Source organism: Bradyrhizobium sp. 604_D8_N2_3 (assembly GCF_051810765.1).
GTDB classification, from domain to species: domain Bacteria; phylum Pseudomonadota; class Alphaproteobacteria; order Rhizobiales; family Xanthobacteraceae; genus Bradyrhizobium; species Bradyrhizobium barranii.
This window is the reverse complement of sequence record NZ_JBPWPM010000001.1, coordinates 6731850-6755072: the sequence shown is the minus strand read 5'-3', so window position 1 is coordinate 6755072 and position 23223 is coordinate 6731850. Positions and strand designations below refer to the sequence as shown.

Genomic DNA, 23223 nt, shown 5'->3' with positions numbered 1-23223 from the left:
TTGCAAAACTCTTTTTGGTGCGTCGAACAAAAATTCTTAGAACCACTAATTCGTTTTGCGGGCGCCGACGTGAGGGACCATATCAACTGATCCAAAATCGATCCCCGATCTCCATAATGGCACTGACAACCGCTGCAGCAGCGGAGAGGCCTTGAGATTAGCTTTCGCGATTTTTACGGTTGTTCGATTTTCGACTTTTGCAACAATGTCGATCGATAATTCGGATCAATCAGAAAGACCGTGTTGTTTCAATTGGTTATCGTATTTCTCAAGCGACGTTTCTCGACGGCGAGGCCGCCAGCGATATACGTTCCAGACAAACAGCGCGCACGGGCTTTACACAGGAAAGATCGCAGGGCTTCTGGCTGTGGTTGCAACCTCCCGATCTTCAGGCACTGATCCCTCTCAGGGACGCGATCTAACGCGTTTGGGACGCGCTCTGGTACGTCTGCGGGCCGTGCGCGTCTTCACATGTGCGACGGGACAGACGCCCACCAGGGCGTCCCCTGCGAGTCCGCGCATGCGATCGACCGGATTGCCCTCTTGGGCGCTGGCGGGGTTGTTCGGGCCGTCCTGTGACCTTGGTGTCTGACGAATCCGCTTTCTTCGGTTCACTTTTATACTTTCGCTGCGGAACGGAAACTCAGGCTGCAGCGTTAGTGCGCCAAACTTTGGGGCTGGCGTACCTTGTCCAAGAACCACTACCACGCGCGCGAAGCGGCAGCGGCGCTGCTCAAAATGGCAAAGGCCACCTCCGATCCGGCTGTTGCTGTCGGGCTTATTGAAGCCGCCTCCAAACTTAAAGACGAAGCTGGCGAGCTATCCCCGCCAGTGACCGTCCAACCGCCAGACGTGTACCCCGACGACGTGCAGCCAAAGGAAGATTGAGACAGTGATGACGACGGCGCGAACCTCCCGTGGTCCCATGGTGGGTGGCGGGACGCCCGTTATCGTCGCCTTGCCGCTCTTCGGCTGAACTGCTTCGCCATTAGGCCTCCATGAGGTGCATCATGACACGCGGTCAGTTCTTGCGGATCAATGCTTTGATCTGGGCAATCGCCGCTCTTGGTGTGGCGTCAATCGTATCTCTGATCTGGCGATGACGCTGGGCGCGCGATCTTGACCAATTAGCTCGCTGGTCGGTCTCGGTTGTGGTCGTTCAAAATGCCGATCCGCTCGGCCATCGAAACCAACTCGGGCAAGCTTTGAGCCTGCATCTTCTCCATCACCATGTGGCGATGGGCCTTGATGGTGCGCTCGGTCGCTCCCAGCGTGTGGCCGATCTGCTTGTTGAGTTTGCCGCGAATGACCAGTTCGAAAACCTGCCGCTCGCGCGGCGTCAGCGTCGCGAGGCGAGCGCGAATGCTGTCCAAGGCGCTCTGCTGATCGCGCCATGTTTGCTGATGTGCGAGCGCCTTCTCAATGGCGCGAAGCAGTTCATCGCCTTGTACCGGCTTGGTGAGGAAGTCGTGCGCACCCGCCTTCAGCGTCCGTACGATGGTCGGGGTGTCAGCATAGCCGGTGAGAAAAATGATCGGCAGCGATGACCCGAGTTCGCTCAGCCGCTTTTGCAGAGCCGGACCGTCCAAGCCGGACATCTGCACGTCGAGAATGATGCAGCCTGGCTCGTTATCGCTCGGTAGCCGGTCGAGCAACTGCTGGGCGGAAGCGTAGGTCGCCACGCTGTACCCGACCTGCTTCAAGCGACGCTCTATCGCCGTCCGGAATGACTGGTCGTCGTCAACGAGATGGATGAGCCCCGGCACAGATCGAGTTCTCCCCGGACGAATGGGTCTAGGTTTCGGGCATTAGACGACGAAAGACCGTCACCGATGCCCCGGTGACGGCTCCTTCTCGCTCACGCACGCAACACCGTGTCCCAGAAAGGACGGGACCGATGATGCTCGGACATGGTGAAGGGAGCGTTAACGACGGGCGCGATGCCACTTCCTCTCGTCGCGAGGGCTAGAGGTGGTGTTACTACCTGATCAACGTGGTGAGGATCGGATAGAATGCCGCCAGCAACCATGACGGCCCGCGTGATGAAGCAGAGCAAGCACCGAGAGTACCGCCGCAACGTGAAGGCCAGAGCCATCGCGCTGAAGGGTGGCCGGTGCGAGCAATGCGGCTTTGCCGACGAACAGGCGCTGCGCTTCCACCACACCAGACCTGTGCGGCGTGGTCGCAACGGGTTGCGCAGGCAGGCTCAGTCATCGACCAAGTCGCATCTCGCTGATGTTCGCGGTGTGGGCAAGGACGCCCGCCTGCTGTGCGCGAACTGCTCCTGCATCGACACGGCACGGGACTGGTCGTTGAGCGTCAGCATCAAGCGAAGCACGAAGCGCGCGTGACAGTCGATGCGGTGACGGTGAGGGACCCTCTTGCGGGACGCCATCGGGGCTGGGGTCCTCTCAGGGCGTGAATTCGTGGGGGAACCGCAGAACGGAGCCCTACGATCGTATTCAACCCGGACGAAATCCAGATTGCGTTGCGGAGACGGCACGCCGCGAAACTGTCTGATAGCGGACGCTTATTCGAGCGGTGCTTCGCCCGCCGACTTCATGAGCAGCGCAATGTCGGCCTTCGAGATGGCGAAGCGGGCCGGATCGACCGGCGCTGCGAGCGGGGGCTCGATCAGCCGCCGCATTAGCCATTCGCGGAATTCCTGGCGCTCAAGGCGCAGCGCCGCCTTCAGGCCCGCCTGGAAGAACCGCTCGCGCTGCGCTGGGTTGAGCCGCGCCCATCTCTGCATCGTGGCCTCGAACAGATCACGCGCCATCTCGCGACCTTTTAATAACGAGAATTCGGCGAGTGAAACTCAAAAATCGAAAATTGCAAAGGCTGAAGGGGCGCGGTTCGCGCACCCCGGCGGAAGGGTCCTGTGCCCTAAGGGACACCCAAAAAGCATGGATGAGCAGGGCTGACGAGTTTAGAAGTCGCTTCTAAACCTTGAGTGATCCCGATGGGGACCATGTCCAACCTTGAGGTGCTGATGCTGCTGGCGGTGATGATCACCATCGCGGGCGCGGTGATGCTGACGTGGCGTTGACGACCGGCGGTGCTGCAAATCCGGTGGCAGGCGATCAGGCTGCGCAACCGAGCCACTGATCTTCATCGTCGTGATCGCCGTTGTGGTCGCGGTCGCGGTGATGCTTGCTGGCCCAATCGTTGACCGGCAGCGGAGCGGCGCGCCGCTCCATTGGAAGGTCTGGAGGCCCCGGCGACCGTGCAGATTTGTCACACCGGCTGGAAATGCGCGGTTGTTCCCTCGACCGTCATAATTAGAGCGATCACGGAGACCTACGATTTTCGGTTCCGGGGACGCAGTAGGGGGATCGTGGAAGTGCCGAAATCAGAAGCAGAAGTGTCAGCCGATCAGCGGGACGAAGCTGACAGGATAGACGATCTTGCTCACGCGCTGGCGGATCACTTCGGTCGCAAGGTCGTGCTGGTGTGGCCAGACGACGAGGAGTAGTGGTTGAGCCCCGCCCAAACAGCCATCATGGTCTCGCCGCGCGGCGGCGTCCTCCCGGCTTTCATCGAACCGTGCCAGCCGTCGGATAGTGGGCGCGCTACGCCAACCCCGTCGCCGCCCTATGCAGCGGCTCCATCAACGAATTCGCCGAGAATGGCTTTGTCAGATAGGCGAGGCACCCGGATTGATACGCAGCCGCGCGAACGGCTGGGCTGTCGTTCCCGGTGATGTAGATGACTGGCACAGAAATGTTCGCTGCTTTGAGACGGTGCCTCACTTCGATACCCGAAACGCCGCCCACGTCGATGTCGAGAATGACACAGGTCACCCCGTCGAAATCGTTGTGATTTGAGAAGGCTTCCGCCGAAGGAAATAGCAAGGTTTCGTAGCCAGACTGCCGCAGCAGTCGCGTTACACTCCGCAGCATTCCGGCGTCGTCATCGACGACAAGAACAAGACCCCGCTCTGGCATGCAGGCCATCTATGAGAAATCCCTTCGCGGGTCAAATGCGATACGCCATCGTTAGCAACAGTCGGAAAACGATGGCTTTGATCCACGTCAACTAGGCGGCAATCGTTCGTTTTGGAACATCTCGCGCTGCCCATGGCGTAGGCGGGCACGTCATCCACCGCAATCTGTAGCGGCTTGCCTGTTCCGCGCGGCCAGTCCCGTCCGAGCGCACGCCGTCCACAAGCCTCCTGCTCGTTAGCAGCCGCAGCACGGGCTGATAACAACCCGTTTTTGCCTGTTCATCGTTTGGTCGAGCCGCTACGGTACTCGGACTGACTGGGGACCCTTGGGGCGGGACGGGAATGCTTTTAGTTGTGGAAGAGACGATCAGATTTTTTTCCGCGTTGGCTGTTAGCCGGAACTTCAAAATGGCGAACATGATCACGCGGGATGCGCTTCCGATCCTTGGCGACCATATTCAACTTCAACAAGTCATTCTGAACCTTGTTGTGAACGGGATGGACGCGATGAAGGACGCCTACCGAAAACCACATCATCAGCATCCGGACTTCGCGCCGTCGATAACATTGCCGAGCTATCTGTCTCGGATCGCAGCTCGGGCATTCCCAAGACAAATGAAAGCGGTGTTTGAGCCGTTTTTCATCAGCAAGACGGAGGGCATGGGCATGGGGTTGTCGATCGCCGCGCACTATTGTTTTGAAGCGCACAGCGGGCAGTATGAGCAGAAAAACGGGATCACGGCGGCGCGATGTTCCGGATCAGACTTCCTCTTGGCTGAACCTACCAAAACAGGACGACGGAGAGCGCAGCCACGCTGGGAACGAGGGTGGCGATCCCCGCCGCTTCGACGGTGAATACCCGTCTTGGGTTAAATGCCATGCGCCATTTTTGGTGGCAGTCGAGCGACAGCGTTAATCTGGATCATGTGCGGCGACCATCACACCCAGCAGCCGCTCCTTCAGCGGCTTCGGGCAACATTGAGCGCAGAATGCCGCTAGGGACAGTTTCGGGTCGTCTCAGCCCTCATGGTTGCACCGCTTAAGCCATCAGCGCGCTAGCAAGTCATTCCGGTCGCACATCTACGGACGGCTCGACGGGTATGGCGGACGGTCGTTCTTGCGACGCACACACCGTTAACTCGTGTCCTACCCGCGCCGCAGGCAGCAGCGACTTCCGTGATCATGCCGTTGGGCGGAGGAGTAATCGGCGCAGGTGTCATGGCTTGCGCCGATACTGCGACCGATAAGGTGAAGCCAGCAATAGCAATCAACCTAATCATTCTGCACCTCCCTTAACCGTCCCTAACCTCCCGACTTCTCACGGCAGGAGATGGGTCCGGCTCTCGTGTGAAAGCAACGCGAGTTTCCGGCGCTGGCCGTTGGAAGGCTTGAGATAGATCAAGGTCTGTCTCGGTTTAAAATGGCGCATATTACTGCGGTGATAGGTAAACTCAGGGTAGGCGTATGGGGCGCTATATTGACGAAATCCTACAGCCTGGCGAAAGGGTGCTGTATTCGACCAACGAACACTGGGTGTACTTTCTGCCTGCAATCGGGGCGTGGATCGCGGCGGTCGCATTTCTGGTGCTGTGGCGCCTGGCCGCCGCCGACGCGCTGACGTTGGTTTGGTTGGTATTGGCGGCGGTCGCTGGGCTTGCGGCATTGTACTGGACGGCGACGGCTTGGTTCCACCGCTGGACCACCGAGACCGACGTTACCAACATGCGGGTCGTCCACAAGACCGGTTTCATCAAGAGGCGGACCTTTGAGATGAGCCTCGACAAAGTTGAGAGCGTCGATGTCAATCAAAGCGTTCTTGGCCGCCTTTTGAACTATGGCGACCTCACCATTCAGGGCGTCGGCGAGGGTACGCAAACCATTTCCACCGTTAATTCGCCTCTCGCATTTCGCAGCGCCATCACGACAAGACCGGTTGGCACGTAAATCGCGGCATGGTTTGACACCCGCCCCCAACAAAAAGCATGCTTCCCGTCGGAATTGTTCCCTTCCGATATGATTGCTGCTGCCCACGCTGTATTATGTTTGTCTTCGCGCTGCTGAGTTACCGTCAGTCGACAATTCGTATATTGTGGGGTGCCTTTGGCAGCACCGATTGACTGACAGTAAGCATCATCCTGCATTGCGAGTTTCTCCGGCCCAGCAATGTTGTCGGCGCGAATGTGAATTGATCTGAAGCAATAGGCTTTGTCTGGTTCGAGGTGCTGATGCGATGGCGTCGATCCGTAAGGAAATTCTGATGCGCATTCCAGCTTTGGCGATCTGGGCAACGATCGCGGTTTTGACCGCCGCACCAACTCAGGCCCAAACATATGGCGGGAATGCACCGATCTGCCTACAACGTTGGTACTGGGGCGGAGGCGAAACTTTCTACTGCGGCTATAGCTCGATGGCGCAGTGCCACGCCAATGCATCGGGCCTCTCCGCCATGTGCGTTACCAATCCATATTTTGCGAACGCACAAGTGCCACGGGAACCAGCCTATCGACGGCCTCGTCGCGCCTACTAGATCGGACAGGGGCGCGACGACTCGGGTTGAGGCGGCCGACGCCCCCGGAGAGGCCCGCCCCTCGATCCGATCTCGCACGAGCCGCATACGCTGGCGCCGAAGCCAAAATCCGCCGGCTGGAGGCCTTCGGCGCTGTAGGTGCATCGATCTGCGACAACCAAACGACTGAACGGGTATAAAATCCGGACAATTCTTGATCTTCAGTGTGACCGCGGCCGTAAAGAGGCCAAACGGACCTGGCGTCCTTTGGCAGCCATCTCACTGTTGTCAGCGCGGGCTACACGACCGACATGAGCTACGATACATCCACGATAGCCACATTGCGCCGCGCGTTGGACGAGGTGCTGCTTGACGTCCGTTTCCATCAGCGGAAGTCGCCTTCGGCACTTGAAATTGCCGAACATCTCCTGGCGGGTGCCGCGGACAGAAAACGGTACCTAGAGCGCCTGAAATGCTCGGCTTCAAGAAATTAATCGGCGATGCCGCGCGCTTGCCGAGCTAGACTGCATAGCGATCTCAAGACTCTTGCGGGCAGATTTTTGGGGATCGGTAAGGTCGATCGACGGCGACTTTCATTTGACGGCCTTAGTCCTCCTTCGGCGCCACGCGCCACGATCCTCAGCGCATCACCCGGCAGCGGACGTTGCTCGGAGAAGCTGTTAGCCGGGACAAGGCCGCGGTTCTCCGGCTTCAGCCAGGCTCGCCAGTGCGGTGACGGCATTGCGGATGTTGGTGACCGGTGGCCCGCCGAACTTTGGTGGCGGCGGCATGCCCCAGCGCATCATGGCCAGCTCGCGGCCCGTGTCGGTGTTGCGCACCACCGGGTGATCCGGAAACACGACCGGCATCGGCGCGAGGTTGCCGACATAGCGGTTGACGACGCGGAATAGGGCGATGATCGCGGCTTGGTTTGTGGTGATGCTGTAGATGGGGTGATTGCGGTTGCTGCTCGAAAGGCTCAGCCTGGAAGGGAAGCCGGCGAGCCGGTGGCAGCAGGAGCGGGAACATGAAGCACTATGTCGGTCTGGATGTTTCGCTAAAGGAGACGGCTATCTGTGTTGTGGACGAGAATGGCGTCGTCATTCGCGAGGGCAAGGCACTTTCGGAACCGGAGGCTATTGGTGCCTGGCTCAACGAAAGCGGATTGCCCATTGTCAAGATCGGGATTGAGATTGGTGGTCTCGCTCGTTGGCTGTACAGCGAACTGCGTGCTGCCGGCTTACACGCAGTCTGCATCGATCCCCGAAGACTGCGTGGCGTGACTAAGACGATGCCGATTAAGACCGATCGAAACGACGCTCGCGCCATTGCACAGGTAATGCGGGTCGGCTGGTACACCGTTGTTCATATCAAGGGTGACGTGAGCCAGGAGCTACGAATGCTTCTCAACAATCGCAAGACGCTTTTGATCAAGCAGATCGATATCGAGAACGAAATTCGCGGCGTCTTACGCGTCTTCGGCTTAAAGCTATCTGGTCGTATACCTCAAGCGACGTTTGAGCAGCAGACTAATGAACTCACAGATGGCCATCCACGACTCGCGGCGATGCTGCGCCCAATGCTTGTGGCTCGAGCCGCGCTGCGTGAACAGTACGGCGTCCTGCACAAGATGGTACTTGAAATAGTACGCCGCGAACCGACATGTCAGCGGCTCATGACGATACCGGGCGTAGGTGCACTGACGGCAATCACGTTTCTAACAACCATTGATGACCCGGATCGCTTTCAACGCTCCCGCGATGTTGGCGCGCATCTTGGCCTTACGCCACGCAAATACGCATCTGGGGAAACCGATCGGAATGGCGCTATTTCGAGGTGTGGCGATGTGATGCTCAGCACCATACTTTATCAGGCAGCGCTTGCACTTCTAACCCGCACCAAGCGTTGGTCCGCATTGAAAGCTTGGGGTGTAAGGGTGGCCAAGCGACGCGGCCTTCGCCGAGCGGTCGTAGCAGTCGCACGAAAATTAGCGATCGTGATGCATCGGATCTGGGCAGATGGAAGCGAGTTCCGATGGACCCGCGAGGAGGCGACCGCATGATCAATTAGCAATTCAGCGGATCCGCCGAAAAGGCGGGACGACGTCCTGCGAGGACGAGGTCGGGGTGACTGCGCTGCAACCTCTGGGCCTGCAGCACGCGCCTAATAGATAGCAGCTCCCGATCTTCGGACTACCATCGTGAGGCGGCTATGAACGTCGACCTCGTAGACAAGAGCGAGCCTCGCAGGCTGTCGGTAACGAGCTGAACCCTTGTGCCAGCAACCGCAATCAGACAAGAGGTTGCACATGCGCTTTGCGGACTAACACTTGTTGAAGTCCGTTAGCTTCCGCATGTAGTAGCCCTGCCTCTCAACGGCGAGCTTAATGTCCTCGCTAACGCTCGCTACTTTTTTCTTCTTACGCCATCTACCTGACGCGTCAGGAATTGGCAGACCATTGCGCACAACCAACAGATCACGCTTAGTGTTCAGATACACATCGAGAATATCGCGGGGCGCAGAGATAGCAAGCAACTCCGCCCGGACACGATGGGCAGGCAAGCCGCCACAGATTGCGGTGGATAGCGTGACGGCCCAACAGGCACGAGCGTCTGCAGGTGCTCGCAGCTTGATCCAGATCAAGCCCTGTAGTGAATAGGCAAGCTGAATTGCCATCGGTGCGGCACGACTTCTTCAGACCACGCCGGGAGGGAATTTTTAAAGACTTGGATCCTTCGGGAATTGCTTGAATACTCGTGAACAGCCATGCCCCTGCAGTTCGAGCGTGCCGTCGAGAAGATGGAAATATGGAGCGCGAACAGCGACGGCTATTCTTTCGTGATCAGCTATGAAAGCCCTGCCGTCCCGGCTTTCACGGACGCGCCGGTTATCTGGCGTCGTGGCGTCCTGTTTATGAAGGCCGCAGCGCGATCAGGATCACCGGCTCGCCCTTTAAAACTTTCGACGAGGCCGAAGCTGCCTGCGATGCGATGCTAAAACTCCTGATGAGCGAAAATTGACGCGATAGCCAGCAAATTTGGGAAAGGCAACGGACTAGCATTCAGCGTGACCGCCGTCCTCTTCGTGAAAGCGTTTCGCTTCCTCCTGCGCGACCAGCCTTGCGAGCATCCGCCGGTGTTTGTCCGTGATGCTCGGATTGGCAAGCTGCCGCTTGGCGATGATCAAATTCGCATAGTGGATGAACTCTTCCATCGACCCCATGAGCGCCTCCCTGTCCCTGCGCGACGCCATTCGCGCGCCCATAAAAGGCGACCGAACCGAAGCTTGCAATTGTCCCTAAGGGCAATTTGCCGGTCAGGCGCGCTGTCCTAGAAAGCGTTTCGGTTTGGCTCGGCGAAGAATAGGTCGTCCGCTTTCATGGCGAGCCTACAATACGGGGGGAGGGGTTTCGCGATGTCCATGGTTGGTACGGTCAAGTTCTTCGATGGAGAGCGTGGCTATGGCTTCATCAATCCCGATGACGGCGGCCGTGATGTGTTCGTTCATATCACCGCAGTCGAGCGGGCCGGACTGAAGGACTTGACTGAAGGACAGCGCATTACATTCGAGGTCGAACCGGACAAGAAGGGCAAAGGCCCCAAGGCGGTCAACCTCGTGATCTCATCCTGAAATGCTGCCCGCGCCGGACATTGGATCTGTTGCCTGCGGCCATCGGCATAGCCCTTGCGGCGCACGTGCGCCGCAGCTCCTGCGCATGTATTGACTTGGTTCCAAAAAGTCGCCGCCACGTGGCTGTGATGTCCCGCCCGTTCGCTATTCGGTCGCCTGTCCGCGTCGGGACGATAAAAAAGCCGCCACCGGGACGAAGCGGTGACGGCTTCTTTCTCGCTCGTGACCGCGAACAAGCCTTTACCGCCCCGCCCCAACGCGATTGACGCCGCCATTTGCATTGCCACCGGCGTTATGACGGACCGCAGCGCGCGCCACCGGACGAGGCCTCAGCACGACGCCTGCCCGGGCAACGCAACCCACCGGATATTCAACGTACTGGCAGTACACGACCGCCTGGGCTGGCGCTGGATTGAGAGTGACACCTGCAAGCCCCAACAGGGCGCTAGCAGCAATCCCGGCAACAGTCGCTGACTTGATCGAAAGACGCTTCTCCGGATGCATGTTGGACCTCCCTCTTCGCGCTTGCGTCACTGAAAGGTGACGGGAGCCGCCTCAGGTGCGGCTGAACATAGCGTGAGCGCTAAAGGATCGCTAACGTTGACGTAGATCAACGAGGGGTCTGTGCACTGTTGCCCCTCCCGGTGTCCGTCCTATGGCCCGGCGCTGGCGGCGCACTGTACGGCCTTCTGCCGGGCCTTGGCGGTGCCGTGGGCCGCCTGTCGCCGTTGCGGTGACGTGCTGCCGCGCTCGACGGGTGATGAGGCGACGCCGCGCTAAGGGTTCTCCTCGCTGTGTTCTTCGAGCAGCTTCCGCGTAGCCTTGATGCGGGCGGAGACGTTCTGAAGCGTTGCGTCCGAACTGATACCTTGCGAATGCAGGAGCATCCACAGCGCTTCGGCAAGGATGACTTGATTTTCTAGAATGGCGCGTTGGATTTTATCCATCATCAGCCATGCTCCGTTGGTTGCCCTCCGCGATCGATCGCCTGTCCGCGCCCGGTTGGTTCGCTTTAAGTCAGTCGCTCTGACGATAGCGATTAGGCCGAAACGGAATGTCGTCGATGTACGGTCGCACAACCCGCTTGGTCTTGAGCATGTCGCGCCAGGCATAGGCATAAATCGCGATCAAGACAGAAACGAAGGACGTCCACAACAGGATGATCCACTTCATTTGCGTTCTCCTCTCGATGTAGGCGAGCAGATAGGATCCATGGGATCGGAACCCAGTTTGGAGGTGCTTGCGTTAGATCAACGCTTGGGCTGATTGTGGCGTGGCCCACGCGACGTGACGCGCGCGCCAACGCCGTGTTCTCGGCACCCATGCGCCGCCGCGTCGAGATGACGTTGGCGGGGAGCATCGAGAGAAGGCGGACCCTCCCCAGGTCGTTAGGGTCCTTCCGATAAGGGGTATTGGTGCCGGGACCGCGTGACCGCGCCCCTTCAGCATATTTGCGTTTTTCGTTTTTCGATGTTTGTTTGCCGCATCTGCTTTTCAAAGGCTCGCGAGATGCGGCGCACTGATCTGTTCGAAGCCACGATGCAGGGATGGGCGCGCCTCAACCCGCAGCAGCGCCAGCGGTTTTTCCAAGCGGGCCTGAAGGCGGCGCTGCGGCTTGAGCGGCAGGAATTCCGCGCTTGGCTCATGCGGCGGCTGATCGAACCCCCGCTCGCCGCGCCGGTCGATCCGGCCAGCTTCGCAATTTCGAAGACCGACATTGCGCTGCTCATGAAGTCGGCGCGCCCCAAAAAACCCTTCCGCAACGCAATCTGGATAACACCCGGGTTAGATACGATCGAGACGTGGGGTTCTGCGGTCCCCCACAAACTCACCCGCCTCAGAGGACCCCAACGGCGAACCGGTCCAAATTTGGACTTGAGCGCGCACCCATCCACTCGCACCGACTGTCACGCGCGCTTCGCGGTCCGCTTGATGTTGACGCTCAACGTCCAGTCTCGCGCCGTGTCGATGCAGGAGCAGTTCGCGCACAGCAGGAGAACGCCCTTGCCCTCACCGCGAACAACAGCGAGATGCGACTTGGTCGATGACTGAGCCTGCTTGCGCAGTCCGTTGCGGCCACGTCGCACAGGTCTGATGTGACGGAAGCACAATGCCCGTTCATCTTCGAAGCCGCACTGCTCGCACCGGCCACCCTTCATCGCGATGGCCTTGGCCTACACCTTGCGGCGATACTCACGACGTTTGCTGATCTTCATCACGCGAGCCGTCATGTGCTGGCGTCCGTCTATCCCAGCCTCGCAGTGTGGTCAGGCTCGACCATGGGTCACCGGCCACAGGCGCGGATAATCCGGTTCCCATGCAACTTCGGCCTGACTTCCGGCGCCGCGCTTGCCGCATTATGGCGATGATGACCACGGTCTCGATGTCGCTTGTACCTCAGGACAATGTCCCCCGAGACAATTGTCGTGGCTCGGTCATTGAGCCATGATCGGAGGTACCAGCGCGGTACTAAACTCTAGCCCCGACGGCCCCAGTCATTCTCCTCCGACTGGGGCCGTAGTGCTTTTTGACAAACTAGCGGCGCAAGCATGCTATATCGGATACGCCACCATCGTTCTCAGCGTGGCTGTGGTGGTCGTGGTCCTATTCACCCTTTGGTGAGCATCAGACAAGAGGAAGCCTGATCCTAAACGACGCGCCGCCGTGATCCCGATTTTTCGCCGATAACTGGCCATTGTGCGCTTCCACGATGGTGCGCGCGATGGACAACCCCATACCCATGCCTTCCGCCTTGCTGGTGTAGAACGGCTCGAAGATCTCTTTCAGTTTGTCTTCGGGAATGCCATGGCCGCGATCAGACACGGATAGATCGGCAAACTTTTCGACGCGCGAAGTCCGGATGTTGATGATGCGGTCTTCGATTGGCGTATCCTTCATCGCGTCGATCCCGTTCACGACAAGGTTCAAGATCACCTGTTGAATTTGAATGCGGTCGCCGAGAACCGGAAGCGCATCCGGCGTGATCGCGCTGACTAATTGGAATTTCCGGCCAACCGCCAGCGCTGAAAAAAAACTGATCGTCTCACGCACGACTTCGTTGAGGTCAAATTGCTTCTGCTCAAACGGTGCCTTTTTCAGAATGCTGCGCATTCTCCGGATGACTTCGGTGGCGCGGTTGTCGTCCCTTAGAATGTCATCAAGGATTTCGTTTACTTCGTCGATGTCCGGATTTGGAGACTTCAAGATCGCCTGCGCCGTCTCGGTATTGGTGAGAATAGAGCCGAGCGGCTGGTTGATTTCGTGGGCAATTGACGCGGTCAATTCGCCAGCCGTTGAGAAGCGGTTGACATGCGCCAGTTCCGTCATGCGCTGCCGCGACTGCACTTCGGCAAGTTGACGCCGACGATGTTCGCGCAGCAGACCGGCGATCAGCGCGGTTTGCGATAGAATAATCGTGGCTGTGAGTGCGACTTGCCACCAATACCGTTCCCAGACGGTTGGTTCTCGGAAATAGACGGTGCTGCCGGGCGGCAGATTGCTCTCGGCAATTCCCCACCGCTGCATTTGCCGCCAGTCGAACATAGGCGCGGCCAGTTGAACAAACGTCGGCTTGATGTCGGCAACATTTTCGCCGTCAAGGATGCGGAGCGCGACTTCCGCCGCCTGCTTGCTTTGTCTGGCGACGATCTGCATTGGCCCACCAACGATGCCCTCTCCAAAAAAGGCTTCGTCGTGAAAAAAGATGGGTGCGTTGGCTGTCCGGTAAAACCGGGCGAACGCACTGTTACCCTCATGCGCCACTCCCGCCGCATCGACATTCAACCCAATCCAGAAAATCGCACTGTGTGGCGGAAGGTTGGCCGCATCCTTGAGCATCTCTTCAAAGGAAAGTTCATTGTACCATCGAAATCGCACACGATCCGCGAACCGCGCAGTGGACTTGGCGACCTCGTTGCGCCACCAGGTTTCGCTCGGCGAAGCACCGACAACGATGGCGATGGTCGTTGTTTGAGGCAGGACGTGCAGGATATTTTCAAAGAAAACAGGATCGTCGTTCGTGATCGCCACGACAGTATCGTACTTGGTCAATTTATCGAAGTCCACGCGGCGTCGCTCTACCAGAGTGTACAGCATGGGCGTCGTTGGAAAGAGGTCTTTGCGGTGGGCCTGCACGAAATTGGCCGCAGGCGCGCCGATGGCGATGATCAGATCGGGCGACTGGTCAATATTAAGAGTGCGAAGATACTCGACGAATGGAGCGTCTGATTTGTCGCTGCTTCGCCGGGCATTCAATAGCGAGTGATCTTGAAACTCAATGGATGCCCGTCGGCTTAACTCGGCGCGAAGGGCTTCGGAATAATCAGTCCACGGCCTAAAGCGAAGACCGAATGAATGCAGCATCATTACCCGCTTGGGTTCTGGATCAGCCGCCTGACTTTGGCCCTGCATCGCCAGCAATAATGCGACGGCCAGCACAGCGATGAGGGTCCGCGCGCAAAAAGATCGCCAAGATAGAGCAGCAGTCCAGAAAAGCATTCCCGTCCTACTCCGAAGTCCGCAGTCCGAATACCGTAGCGGCTCGACCAAACGATTAATAGGCAAAACCGGCGCTGTGAGCCGTGCTGCGGCTGCTAGGGATCACAAGGCTCCTGTCCTTTGGACCGCGTGCGGGCCGCGCGGGCCAGGCAAGCCGCTACAGATTGCGTGGATGACGAGACGGGCACAACGGAGGCGGCGACGCGGCCAAGGTCTCACGGCAAGAAGCGGACATTCGGGCTGGCCTTCAGCAGGTCCCCCTTGGGCAAATGAGCGACATCCCAGTTTTACCCCCGAACATGAAAGAGGCCGCCAACTGAGGCGGCTGTCAGGCACAGCGTAATGGCCAAAAGCGACCGCGCGGCGTGCAAAGAGTTCCAAGCCGTCGGAATCGAAACTGATGGTCCATTTGGACGTTGGCACACCGAGGAAAAAGTACGTCTGTGGCGGGAACCATGAAAATGGAGCAAACGCATGTCGCAGGGAAACTGTGTTTACGTCGTTGATGACGACGTCACGCTATTGCAAAGCTTGGGGCGACTGCTGCGGTCCCTCGGCTATACCAGTTTATTGTTTCCCTCGGCGGAAACTTTCACCAAGCACGACGATTTTGACAAAGCCGCCTGCATCCTGCTGGACATCAATATCGGCGAGGTTTCCGGCATCGAGGTCGCTCACCGTCTCAAGGCGGCAAACGTCTCGGTGCCTATCATCTTCATGACGGGAAACGACCAACCCGTCCTTCGCGAGGCAGCGCATCGATCCGGCTGCCTCGCGTTTCTCACCAAGCCATTCTCCGCTACGGCACTGGCGCAGTACCTACAGCGCGTTCGCCAGCGTCCGGCAGAGGACACATGATCGCGTGAGCCGTGGCCGGTGCGATGGTGAGTGCCAACATACGCCGGATGGCCGTTGATCGTCCGGGGGGTCCCTCCGTGCGTTACTTACTAGATTGAGGACGTTGGCCTATGATCTTTGGCCGCCTCATGCTTTCCCGTCTAAGCTCGCTTTCAAAATGATCAGCCCAACCTTACTCAGGCGCGTGCGGATGGTTGTGGATGCAGCCGTCGTGACGGCCGTCTGTGGCTCGTCCTCGATCAGTTCGTTCGCGAGGAGTTTCCAGAGCACGCGCGGCGAGACGCCATTGCGCTCGCTCTTCCAAGCGCTGCCGTTCGGCCCATAAGTGCGAACACTTTCTGGTCATTGGTCGCGATCATCGCGCGACGAACCGCAGGCGTGAGCTTGAATCTCTTGTGCTCTGACTGCCCCATCAGGCAAGCAAGAAAGGAGATGCCAGTTAGTTTGTGTTGATTCAAATCAAACGACCGCTTGGGGTCAAGATCGGACGACCCGGCCTTGCGGCGGATGTCTGCTTTGCCCCGGTGAGCGACGTAATGGCATGACTGTCTCGGTGATGACACGCTGGCGCGGACTGTCGCGCCCCCGGCCGGATTTCCTCCACCAGTGCCGCCGGTCGTCAACGATCAGCATCTTTGCAATTCTCGATTTTTGAGTTTCATTTGCTGAATTCTCGTTTTTGAAAGGCCGCGAGATGCCGCGTGATCTGTTCGAGGCAACGATGCGGGGCTGGGCGCGGCTCAACCCATCCCAGCGCGAACGGTTTTTCCAAGCGGGCTTGCGGGCGGCGCTGCGCCTTGAGCGGCAGCAATTCCGCGAAATGGCTCATGCGGCGGCTGATCGAGCCCCGCTCGCCGCGCCGGTCGATCCGAACAGCTTCGCAATTTCGAAGTACGACATTGCGGTTCTCATGAGGTCAGCGCGCGAAACACCGGGCAAATCGTCTCCGAAACGCAACTCGGAAAACCAAAAATGCTAATGTCTTCAAATGCTGCCGTCGCGCGGTCCCCCCACATACACACGCCCCTCAGAGGACCCCAGTGCTGAATTGCGCGAATGCGGGACCCAAACGCAACGGAGGCCAGCCGCTGGGGTACACAGCCTGTAACTCCGGTCTGGGCAAGGTTGCCGGCAGCATCGCCGGGTCATTGTCATCACGTCAGGCGACGGGACGGCAGTCAGCGAGGCATCGGGTTGGCACAAACTGCATAGTCGCGTTCGGACTGACAGATCAGCCATGCCCCAAATGAGCGTTAAACGATACTTACACACTTTGAATTGCCCGGTACCCTCTTTGCAACGAAAGGGGACCGGTGCAGGGGCTTGTGCATATTGTTGACGACGATCCGTCCTTTCTGACGGCGATGGAGCGTCATTTGAAGCACGCCGGTTATGAGGTCGCGGTCTATGCGTCAGCACAGGCGTTGCTGGACCGACTGCCGAGCGACAGTGTTCCGAGCTGCATCCTCCTCGACGTACGGATACCTGGCATCGACGGTCCAGCACTGCAAAAGCGATTAAACGAACTCGGTTCGACGCTGCCGATCATATTCGTCAGCGGTCATGTCGATATTCCGCTCACGGTGCGCGCCCTAAAGGAGGGCGCGGAGGATTTCCTGACAAAGCCGGTAACGTCCGACGGCCTTCTTACTGCAATTGAACGGGCGTTCGCACGCCACCGAGGCTTCCGCGAGCAACAGTCCAGGCTGGATGTTGTTCGCGCCCTCATCGCCAAACTAACGCCGAGGGAGCGGCAAGTATTTGAACTCATCGTTGCCGGTAAGACCAATAAGCAGATCGGCAGCATCTTGGGTACGACCGAACGCACCATCAAGGCCCACCGCCAGCAGGTCATGGAGAAAATGCAGGTTCGGACCTTGGCTGAACTTGTGGCGGTTGCTGAACGAGTCGGTGTCATTGGCGATAAGCCTAATAGCGGACCTATGGCCTAGGCCAATTCTCAACCATTTTTCAAGTTATTGGCCTATGGGACACTTGTGTCAGACTCCCGAATGCCTATTGGTTCTCGTCATCACTGGGTCGCCAGCGGCTACCATCGGTGACTGAGAGAGCCGGTGCGCTCCCGCTTGTCATCGGAGCGCAATCCAAGAAGCGACCCTGTTTTGGTGGTCGATGACGATCCCGGAATGCTGCGAGCCCTCAATCGGCTGCTATGCCAGCATGGCTTCAAACCAATCCTCTTCTCGTCTGCCGAAGAGCTGGAGCAGCACGCCGACATCGCCAACGCACTCTGCATCATCTTGGACATCAACCTCAACGGGGGGTCGGGGATCGACCTCCGGCATCAACTCAAAGCCAACGGCGTTGCGGTCCCCGTCATTTTCATCACCGGCAATTAGATTCCTTCCGTTCGCGAGGCCGCACTGCGGTCCGGATGCGTCGCATTTCTAACTAAGCCGTTCTCAGCGCACGAGCTGATCGAGCCGCTCAAACAGGCTGCGGCAGGCCACTAACCCATTCACTGAGCGCGCCTGGGCTTGCTCCCGTTCCCTTGATCTAGGTCAACGAGACTGAACTTTCGTCCTGAATTGTACAAAGGTGCAGCGCTGCGGTCAGCGCCAGGCCTTAGGAACATCGATGAAGACGCCCGTAAGCGAGCTGCGCCGTTTGCGCGGAGAACGCATTGACTGGCTGCTCTCGGTGCTCACGGGAGTGCTGGCATTACTGATTTTTGTCTTCGCCCCGCTACAAGCAATGGGCATTACCGCCTTTCACCTGTTTGCGGATGGCCTGTTGCTAGCGATCATCGTCAGCATGGTGATCATCTCCAACAATCCGACTGCTCTCGTTCTGATGTCGCTCGCGCTCGTTTTCAACGTCGCCGTATTCTTCCTGCGCATTTACTACCCAGTACCGTACCACCTTCACATTTTGGCCGGCGCATGGCTGGTCATCGCCTGCACGTTAGGTGTTGTCGTGCTTCAGGCCGTATTCAGGCGAGGTCTCGTTACATATCACCGAATTATCGGAGCGATCCTTCTGTACCTTTTAATTGCGGTGGCCTTTGCAACGCTGTTCCTGTTTGTAGGGCTGGCGGCTCCCGACGCAATCAAGGGAATAGCTTTCGAGGACGATCATTCGGTCGCCGCATCGCTTTTTTACATGAGCTTTGTCACACTTACATCAACCGGGTATGGAGACATCGTTCCGGTACATCCCTTGGCACGAAGTCTCTGCAACATCGAGAGCGTGATCGGTCAGCTTTATCCGGCGACCCTTCTGGCGAGGCTCGTTACCCTCGAGCTCAGCAGCACCGGCTCGGCGCGTAAGCCCACCCCTACCGCCTGAGCCGCAGGAGCTGCACCGACACGTGTGCGCTGCACTCGCGTCCTGTGAGGTTCCCCGCGTCGCTAGGCAAACACTCGGTTGATCTATGTCAACGCCGGCGCTCCTTTGGCGGACACGCTGCGTGCAGCCGCACCGGAGATGGCGTCCGTGCATCTGTTGCGCAGGCACGAAAAAGGAAGACCCGCACCATGCATTCCAAGAAGCGTCTTTCGATCAAGTCAGCGACTGTTAGCGGGATTGCTGCTAGCGCCCTCCTGGGCCTTGCCGGTCTCACGCTCAATCCAGCGCCCGCCAGTGCAGTGGTCTACTGTCAATACACTGAGTACCCAGCTGGTTGTGTTGCCCGGGCGGGCGTCGTACTCAGGCCTCGCCCGGTGGCGCGCGCTGCGGTCCGTCACAACGCTGGTGGCAATATGAATGGTGGAGTCAATCGCGTGGGGGCGAGGCGGTAAAGGTCTTGCCTGTGGACGCTTGGTCACCCAGGCCGGCGCTCTTGTTCCCATAGTCCCGACTCTGCACCAAACGACACGCGTATCGGCAGCCAGATCAGTGTTTGAGGCTATCCGCCAAGCTGGTTGCCGGCCCATTTGCGGAAATCGCGTGACTCAGAACGCACCTCGCGCCCCTTTGGCTTAGGTGCGGACATCAAGTTGCAGCAGAATTGCGGTCGAACAATTCAGCGGTTGCGCAGCAGCGTCGCCTTGTTGGCGGGTCGCGTCGCTGCATCAATGCGTTACCACGATAAAATCCGTATCTTTTCCCGTCTCGTGGCTAATTCCGTACTCGGAAACAATCAACGAAGAGGCCGGCGTCAGGAGTTCAGAGATCTTCTCAACCGTATCCTGTGGCATTTCGATGCGGTTGAGCGCAGCGTTGGCTTTGTCGGGTAACGGTCCCGACACGGGTTGCTTCGCGGGCGCTTCTCGCCCTTTTGTGGCAGCCTCGGATCTACGGGGCAATTCCTCTGGAATCGACACGACGCTCCAGCGCATAGCCGTTCCCTCCTTCTGGAATTCCATTGCGGTAAACACGTGCGTTCCCAGCGGCTCCTCCGGATTTTCGATCTTGACCGGGACATCAAACAAGGGCGTGAAGCCCTGACGCACGAACAGCTTGCTCAACTTACGACTGACGAAGATGGAGATCGGGACAATCTTTTTAGGCGCGCTTGCGGCGGGAGCCGAGCCCGGCACCTGGAGATTGGCGGCTTCTGGAGTCTCGGCGTTTGACACCAGTGTTCCCTGCGTTGCCGCGGCTGCACCGATGCTCTTGGTTGCGACGGTGGCACTCTGGAGTTCGGACGAACCGGACGCGGCTTTCGGTTGAAATAGATGCGGATTGGTTATCTCGACCGGCTGGACATCACCATGCGCAATGATCACGCGCGTGCCGCGCTTCGTGAGGTGCCAGAGTCGAACGGCGAAATCGTTGTTCAAACGGATGCAGCCGTGTGACGCTGGATGCCCAGGCACGACACCGGCGTGCAACGCTATCCCTGACCAGGTGATGCGTTGCATGTAGGGCATGGGGGCGGCGCTATAAATATTTGAACGGTGCCATCGTTGTTTGCTGATGACGCTGAACACACCGAGGGGCGTCGGATGCCCCTCCATTCCCGTGGACACCGAAGAGCGTGCAATCAGCACCCCGTTGTCAAAAAGCGAGACCCGTTGGTCTGCTATCGAGATGATGATCTGGAGCGGGCCCTTCGGAAGGGGCTCCGGCCGAGCGCTCTTTGGCGTTTCAGAGTTTCTCTGCCGGTGGTGGTGCTTGTGCTTGTACGGAGCGTATTGGCTTCGCCAGAACGTGTGTTGGGGTCCAAACAGAAATTGAGCGTGTGCGATCCCCGGAGGGAGCATGGAAATGGCGAATACAGCAGTTGCTATCGTGCGCCGCATTGCTGGTAATTTCTTAACGAGCATCGCCCGGTCCCAATAGGCGCAATTCCTCTTTTCGAGACGATGCGCGAAGCCGACGCCTGATGCGTCATCCTGACAGCGCATCAAGCCTCTCCTCCAAATCTGGTCGCAGTGGGTCGAAAATGGGACCGTACTCACGATTACAGTGCGAGTTGCCGTTGAGGCGGGCACAATGGCTTGCGGTCGACGCGTTGCAATCGGGCAACATGCTTTGGAAATATCGACGAGCGGCCGTTTCCGCCATTGCGCAACGCACATTGATCCCAAGAATGAGGCTCTTCGCATGCTTGGCTTTTCTACACGGCTCCGGCGGAGCCTATGGAGGCGACAGCATCATGAACCCGCGGCGATTTACGATAGTGGCGCCGACCTTTTGCGGAACGGTCGTTCTCGCGGGGTGGATCACTGGCTGGCTGGCTTCGGTTCGGCCGGCACCGAGAACACCCGCGCAGTGCCAATCGAGGACCGCGCAGCATCTTTCGCCGCCAACGCCAGGCTCGCGGATGAACCGCAGGCAATCGCAATGGACAACGCCGTTGTCGCTAACACCGTTGTCGCTAACACCGTTGTCGCGAACGCCGCTGTCGCGAACGCCGAAGTGGCGACGGCCGATGAATCCGCGGCAGGGATGACCACCGACACGACGGCGGCATCAGATAAGCCGGACTCGATCGTCGTGGCCGCGTTGCCCGATCCGTCGCAGATGCCGTCGGCCGATTTACCGCCTGTGCAGGAATCGGTGGACTTGGGTCACCGTTATGTCGCCCAACCGGCGCCGACAATGTGCGATGCACCCGGCGGTGCCTCCAGCAAGGGGCCGCAGGATTTCCGGTATCTCATTTGTTATGTCTGGTCCGAACTGCCGCCTGCCGAGAAGCCGGCGGCGATCGTCTTGCGTTCGTTCAAGGACATCCCGGTCGGAACGCCGGTGGAAGAGATCAAGCGCGCGTCCGACGCTTTCGGTCTGGATTTCACTTTCATGAAGGCGGTGGCCAAGGTCGAGTCCGGTTTCGACCCCAAGCAACGCACCGGGTCGTATATCGGGCTGTTCCAGCTGAGCAAATACGAGTTCAGAAAGTTCGGCTCCGGAGACATTCTTAATCCCCGCGATAATGCCGTTGCGGCAGCCTACAAGGTCATCACCGAAGGCATTCTGTTCGAGTGGGTGACGCACAGGAAGTCGGACTTGAACGATCTTTACTTGATCCATCAGCAGGGCTGGGAAGGCGCCGCGGAGCACCTCAGTCAACCCAATCGCATCGCCTGGAAATCGATGTGCGCCACCAGCGAAGGTAGGGAGAAGGGCGAAAAATGGTGCAGGCGCGCGATCTGGGGCAATACGCTTCCAGCCGTCAAAGAGGCGTGGAAATCGGTAGAGAAGCTGACGTCGGAGGCGTTCGTCGGAATGTGGCGCGAGCGGGTTGCTCATTTCCAATCGAAATACATGGGCACCGCGACCGCCGCCGCCGAACGAGCGCACCAGTAAATTTCCGTTGAGTGGTTGGCAGGAGTTGCCGCACCCGCGGGCCGAGCGGGGCCTCACCGCCGCGGCGGCATGTGGTGCCGCTCATCGCTCAATGGTCGCGCTGACGCACTTTACGTCGTCAACGACGCTCGGATCGTTCCTACTGAGCGCGAACGAGGTGATCGATCCGGTGCCGATGTCTGCTTGTGGCTCCTTTTCAGACCTGCCGACTGCTTCTGAGGATGTCTGCTGTTAGCGGGGATGGGCGGAAGAACTTTGTTGATGTATCCGACCCGCAACGCGTCGGCAGTCGGCATCCCGAACGCCGCACAGATCCGAGGCTTGCCCGGTGCGAAATCGCGGGCGTTCGAGAAATGATCGAAGCTGCTTCGTCTAAATGGTCCGGCCAAGGGAGCGGGCAACCCAAAGGGGAGGAAATATGCCGGAAAGCATGCTTGTTTTCGCCAAAGCCCCTACGAAGAATGCTCCTAAGTAACACGCTGGTGCAGGCTCGCTTGCGCCGTCCTCGCTCTGATAAGGCTGGGGTGAGATGATGCTAATGGGATCTATTTCGCGCCGTCGGGTGCGTTCGGGTTTCGACCTGCGCCAACGGCGCTCTCCACTTCGGCCGCGAGCACTTGAAGATGGTCAGCCAAGCGAGCGAAAAGCTCGCGCTTCTTGGGGTCCGTAGCAAGGTCCCGGATCAAAGCGCATTCCGCCGCATCCACTCGCAGCTTCTCTAATTGCGTTGTCATGTCCTTCATGGACCGGTCCTCGAATAGCCGGCCTACCAGTTGCAGTGGCGCGAGGAACATTGTAGCCAATTTCGTGAGAAGGCTATTGGTACTTGGGGCGCTATCGAACAGGATGCACTGCAAAAATCCAGGACGCGCCTTTAGAGGGGCAGTTGTGCCTGATCTTCGGACCAATCGATGATCTCGAAGAACATGCCTCGTCGCAGCATTTCGGTTTCTAGATTTGCCGCGTGCGCCTTCCAATCTGATGTTTCACGAACCTTGAAGCGAGGCTGTTCACCGGCAGCCTTCTGAGCGTCGTCCGACGCGAGAGCCCCCCGAATGCTCTCGTACATCAT

The 23223-nt window shown here is 58.6% G+C and carries 26 protein-coding genes and 1 pseudogene; 15 read left to right on the top strand and 12 right to left on the bottom strand.

Going from position 1 to position 23223, the window contains the following annotated elements:
- Positions 1–687 precede the first annotated feature (687 nt).
- Positions 688–888, top strand: coding sequence for a hypothetical protein (locus tag AB7245_RS32440; protein ID WP_283017265.1), 201 nt, complete (start codon positions 688–690; stop codon positions 886–888).
- A 239-nt stretch (positions 889–1127) separates the two neighbouring features.
- Here the strand turns inward: AB7245_RS32440 and AB7245_RS32435 are convergent, their stop codons facing one another.
- Positions 1128–1766, bottom strand: coding sequence for a response regulator transcription factor (locus AB7245_RS32435; RefSeq protein WP_063981908.1), 639 nt, complete (start codon positions 1764–1766; stop codon positions 1128–1130).
- A gap of 246 nt (positions 1767–2012) precedes the next feature.
- Between AB7245_RS32435 and AB7245_RS32430 the strand changes: the two genes are divergently transcribed.
- Complete coding sequence (locus AB7245_RS32430) at positions 2013–2351, top strand: hypothetical protein (protein ID WP_135217019.1); 339 nt, start codon at positions 2013–2015, stop codon at positions 2349–2351.
- A 179-nt stretch (positions 2352–2530) separates the two neighbouring features.
- On the opposite strand, the gene AB7245_RS32425 is transcribed toward AB7245_RS32430, so the two are convergent.
- Together AB7245_RS32425 and AB7245_RS32420 are read right to left on the bottom strand one after the other, a co-directional pair.
- Entirely contained in the window at positions 2531–2779 is a 249-nt protein-coding gene (locus AB7245_RS32425) for a hypothetical protein (RefSeq protein WP_063981910.1), read from the bottom strand.
- A gap of 793 nt (positions 2780–3572) precedes the next feature.
- Positions 3573–3956 (bottom strand): response regulator transcription factor, encoded by a 384-nt coding sequence (locus AB7245_RS32420; RefSeq protein WP_346283375.1) that lies wholly within the window; start codon positions 3954–3956, stop codon positions 3573–3575.
- Positions 3957–4354: 398 nt separating this feature from the next.
- Here AB7245_RS32420 and AB7245_RS32415 point away from each other — a divergent pair, with 398 nt between their 5' ends.
- The 3 genes from AB7245_RS32415 to AB7245_RS32405 all read left to right on the top strand — a co-directional run bounded on the left by AB7245_RS32415 (position 4355) and on the right by AB7245_RS32405 (position 6473).
- On the top strand, positions 4355–4801 hold the full coding sequence (locus tag AB7245_RS32415) for a hypothetical protein (protein WP_187387982.1): 447 nt from the start codon (positions 4355–4357) through the stop codon (positions 4799–4801).
- A 609-nt stretch (positions 4802–5410) separates the two neighbouring features.
- Positions 5411–5890 carry a PH domain-containing protein gene (locus tag AB7245_RS32410; protein ID WP_354076562.1) on the top strand — a complete coding sequence of 160 codons (480 nt, stop codon included), beginning with the start codon at positions 5411–5413 and terminating at the stop codon, positions 5888–5890.
- Between the two features lie 286 nt (positions 5891–6176).
- A complete protein-coding gene (locus tag AB7245_RS32405; protein WP_346283374.1) occupies positions 6177–6473 on the top strand; it encodes a DUF3551 domain-containing protein in 297 nt (98 codons plus the stop codon).
- A gap of 631 nt (positions 6474–7104) precedes the next feature.
- On the opposite strand, the pseudogene AB7245_RS32400 reads toward AB7245_RS32405, so the two are convergent.
- Positions 7105–7402 (bottom strand): annotated as a pseudogene (locus AB7245_RS32400) (SOS response-associated peptidase); the annotation flags it as partial.
- Between the two features lie 77 nt (positions 7403–7479).
- Between AB7245_RS32400 and AB7245_RS32395 the strand changes: the two are divergent.
- On the top strand, positions 7480–8514 hold the full coding sequence (locus tag AB7245_RS32395) for an IS110 family transposase (protein WP_063981913.1): 1035 nt from the start codon (positions 7480–7482) through the stop codon (positions 8512–8514).
- 992 nt (positions 8515–9506) lie between these two features.
- Here AB7245_RS32395 and AB7245_RS32390 read toward each other — a convergent pair.
- Positions 9507–9674: a hypothetical protein gene (locus AB7245_RS32390; RefSeq protein ID WP_167768364.1), complete on the bottom strand. Its 168-nt coding sequence runs from the start codon at positions 9672–9674 to the stop codon at positions 9507–9509.
- A 192-nt stretch (positions 9675–9866) separates the two neighbouring features.
- Between AB7245_RS32390 and AB7245_RS32385 the strand changes: the two genes are divergently transcribed.
- A complete protein-coding gene (locus tag AB7245_RS32385; protein WP_063981915.1) occupies positions 9867–10082 on the top strand; it encodes a cold-shock protein in 216 nt (71 codons plus the stop codon).
- Between the two features lie 240 nt (positions 10083–10322).
- Here the strand turns inward: AB7245_RS32385 and AB7245_RS32380 are convergent, their stop codons facing one another.
- From AB7245_RS32380 to AB7245_RS32370, 3 genes are all read right to left on the bottom strand, one after another.
- On the bottom strand, positions 10323–10586 hold the full coding sequence (locus AB7245_RS32380; protein WP_080586857.1) for a hypothetical protein: 264 nt from the start codon (positions 10584–10586) through the stop codon (positions 10323–10325).
- Positions 10587–10858: 272 nt separating this feature from the next.
- On the bottom strand, positions 10859–11032 hold the full coding sequence (locus AB7245_RS32375; protein ID WP_167768324.1) for a hypothetical protein: 174 nt from the start codon (positions 11030–11032) through the stop codon (positions 10859–10861).
- 67 nt (positions 11033–11099) lie between these two features.
- Positions 11100–11255 (bottom strand): hypothetical protein, encoded by a 156-nt coding sequence (locus AB7245_RS32370; protein ID WP_167768323.1) that lies wholly within the window; start codon positions 11253–11255, stop codon positions 11100–11102.
- Positions 11256–11510: 255 nt separating this feature from the next.
- Here AB7245_RS32370 and AB7245_RS32365 point away from each other — a divergent pair, with 255 nt between their 5' ends.
- Positions 11511–12134, top strand: a complete 624-nt coding sequence (locus tag AB7245_RS32365) for a hypothetical protein (RefSeq protein ID WP_283017262.1) — start codon at positions 11511–11513, stop codon at positions 12132–12134.
- Between the two features lie 573 nt (positions 12135–12707).
- Here AB7245_RS32365 and AB7245_RS32360 read toward each other — a convergent pair.
- Positions 12708–14579 carry a sensor histidine kinase gene (locus AB7245_RS32360; RefSeq protein WP_135217043.1) on the bottom strand — a complete coding sequence of 624 codons (1872 nt, stop codon included), beginning with the start codon at positions 14577–14579 and terminating at the stop codon, positions 12708–12710.
- Between the two features lie 474 nt (positions 14580–15053).
- On the opposite strand from AB7245_RS32360, the gene AB7245_RS32355 reads away from it, so the two are divergent.
- From AB7245_RS32355 to AB7245_RS32330, 6 genes are all read left to right on the top strand, one after another.
- Positions 15054–15437, top strand: a complete 384-nt coding sequence (locus tag AB7245_RS32355) for a response regulator transcription factor (protein WP_063981918.1) — start codon at positions 15054–15056, stop codon at positions 15435–15437.
- Positions 15438–16131: 694 nt separating this feature from the next.
- Entirely contained in the window at positions 16132–16416 is a 285-nt protein-coding gene (locus tag AB7245_RS32350; protein WP_135217041.1) for a hypothetical protein, read from the top strand.
- A gap of 334 nt (positions 16417–16750) precedes the next feature.
- A complete protein-coding gene (locus AB7245_RS32345; protein WP_063981920.1) occupies positions 16751–17389 on the top strand; it encodes a response regulator transcription factor in 639 nt (212 codons plus the stop codon).
- A gap of 123 nt (positions 17390–17512) precedes the next feature.
- Positions 17513–17797, top strand: coding sequence for a response regulator (locus AB7245_RS32340; protein WP_439035401.1), 285 nt, complete (start codon positions 17513–17515; stop codon positions 17795–17797).
- 238 nt (positions 17798–18035) lie between these two features.
- Positions 18036–18746, top strand: coding sequence for a potassium channel family protein (locus tag AB7245_RS32335; protein ID WP_135217039.1), 711 nt, complete (start codon positions 18036–18038; stop codon positions 18744–18746).
- Between the two features lie 188 nt (positions 18747–18934).
- Complete coding sequence (locus tag AB7245_RS32330) at positions 18935–19198, top strand: hypothetical protein (protein ID WP_084795033.1); 264 nt, start codon at positions 18935–18937, stop codon at positions 19196–19198.
- Between the two features lie 273 nt (positions 19199–19471).
- Here the strand turns inward: AB7245_RS32330 and AB7245_RS32325 are convergent, their stop codons facing one another.
- Positions 19472–20749 carry a L,D-transpeptidase gene (locus AB7245_RS32325; protein WP_354102878.1) on the bottom strand — a complete coding sequence of 426 codons (1278 nt, stop codon included), beginning with the start codon at positions 20747–20749 and terminating at the stop codon, positions 19472–19474.
- A 313-nt stretch (positions 20750–21062) separates the two neighbouring features.
- Between AB7245_RS32325 and AB7245_RS32320 the strand changes: the two genes are divergently transcribed.
- Positions 21063–22151 carry a transglycosylase gene (locus AB7245_RS32320; protein ID WP_439035400.1) on the top strand — a complete coding sequence of 363 codons (1089 nt, stop codon included), beginning with the start codon at positions 21063–21065 and terminating at the stop codon, positions 22149–22151.
- 545 nt (positions 22152–22696) lie between these two features.
- On the opposite strand, the gene AB7245_RS32315 is transcribed toward AB7245_RS32320, so the two are convergent.
- Together AB7245_RS32315 and AB7245_RS32310 are read right to left on the bottom strand one after the other, a co-directional pair.
- A complete protein-coding gene (locus AB7245_RS32315; RefSeq protein ID WP_063986200.1) occupies positions 22697–22894 on the bottom strand; it encodes a hypothetical protein in 198 nt (65 codons plus the stop codon).
- Positions 22895–23025: 131 nt separating this feature from the next.
- Positions 23026–23223, bottom strand: a complete 198-nt coding sequence (locus tag AB7245_RS32310) for a hypothetical protein (RefSeq protein WP_244623477.1) — start codon at positions 23221–23223, stop codon at positions 23026–23028.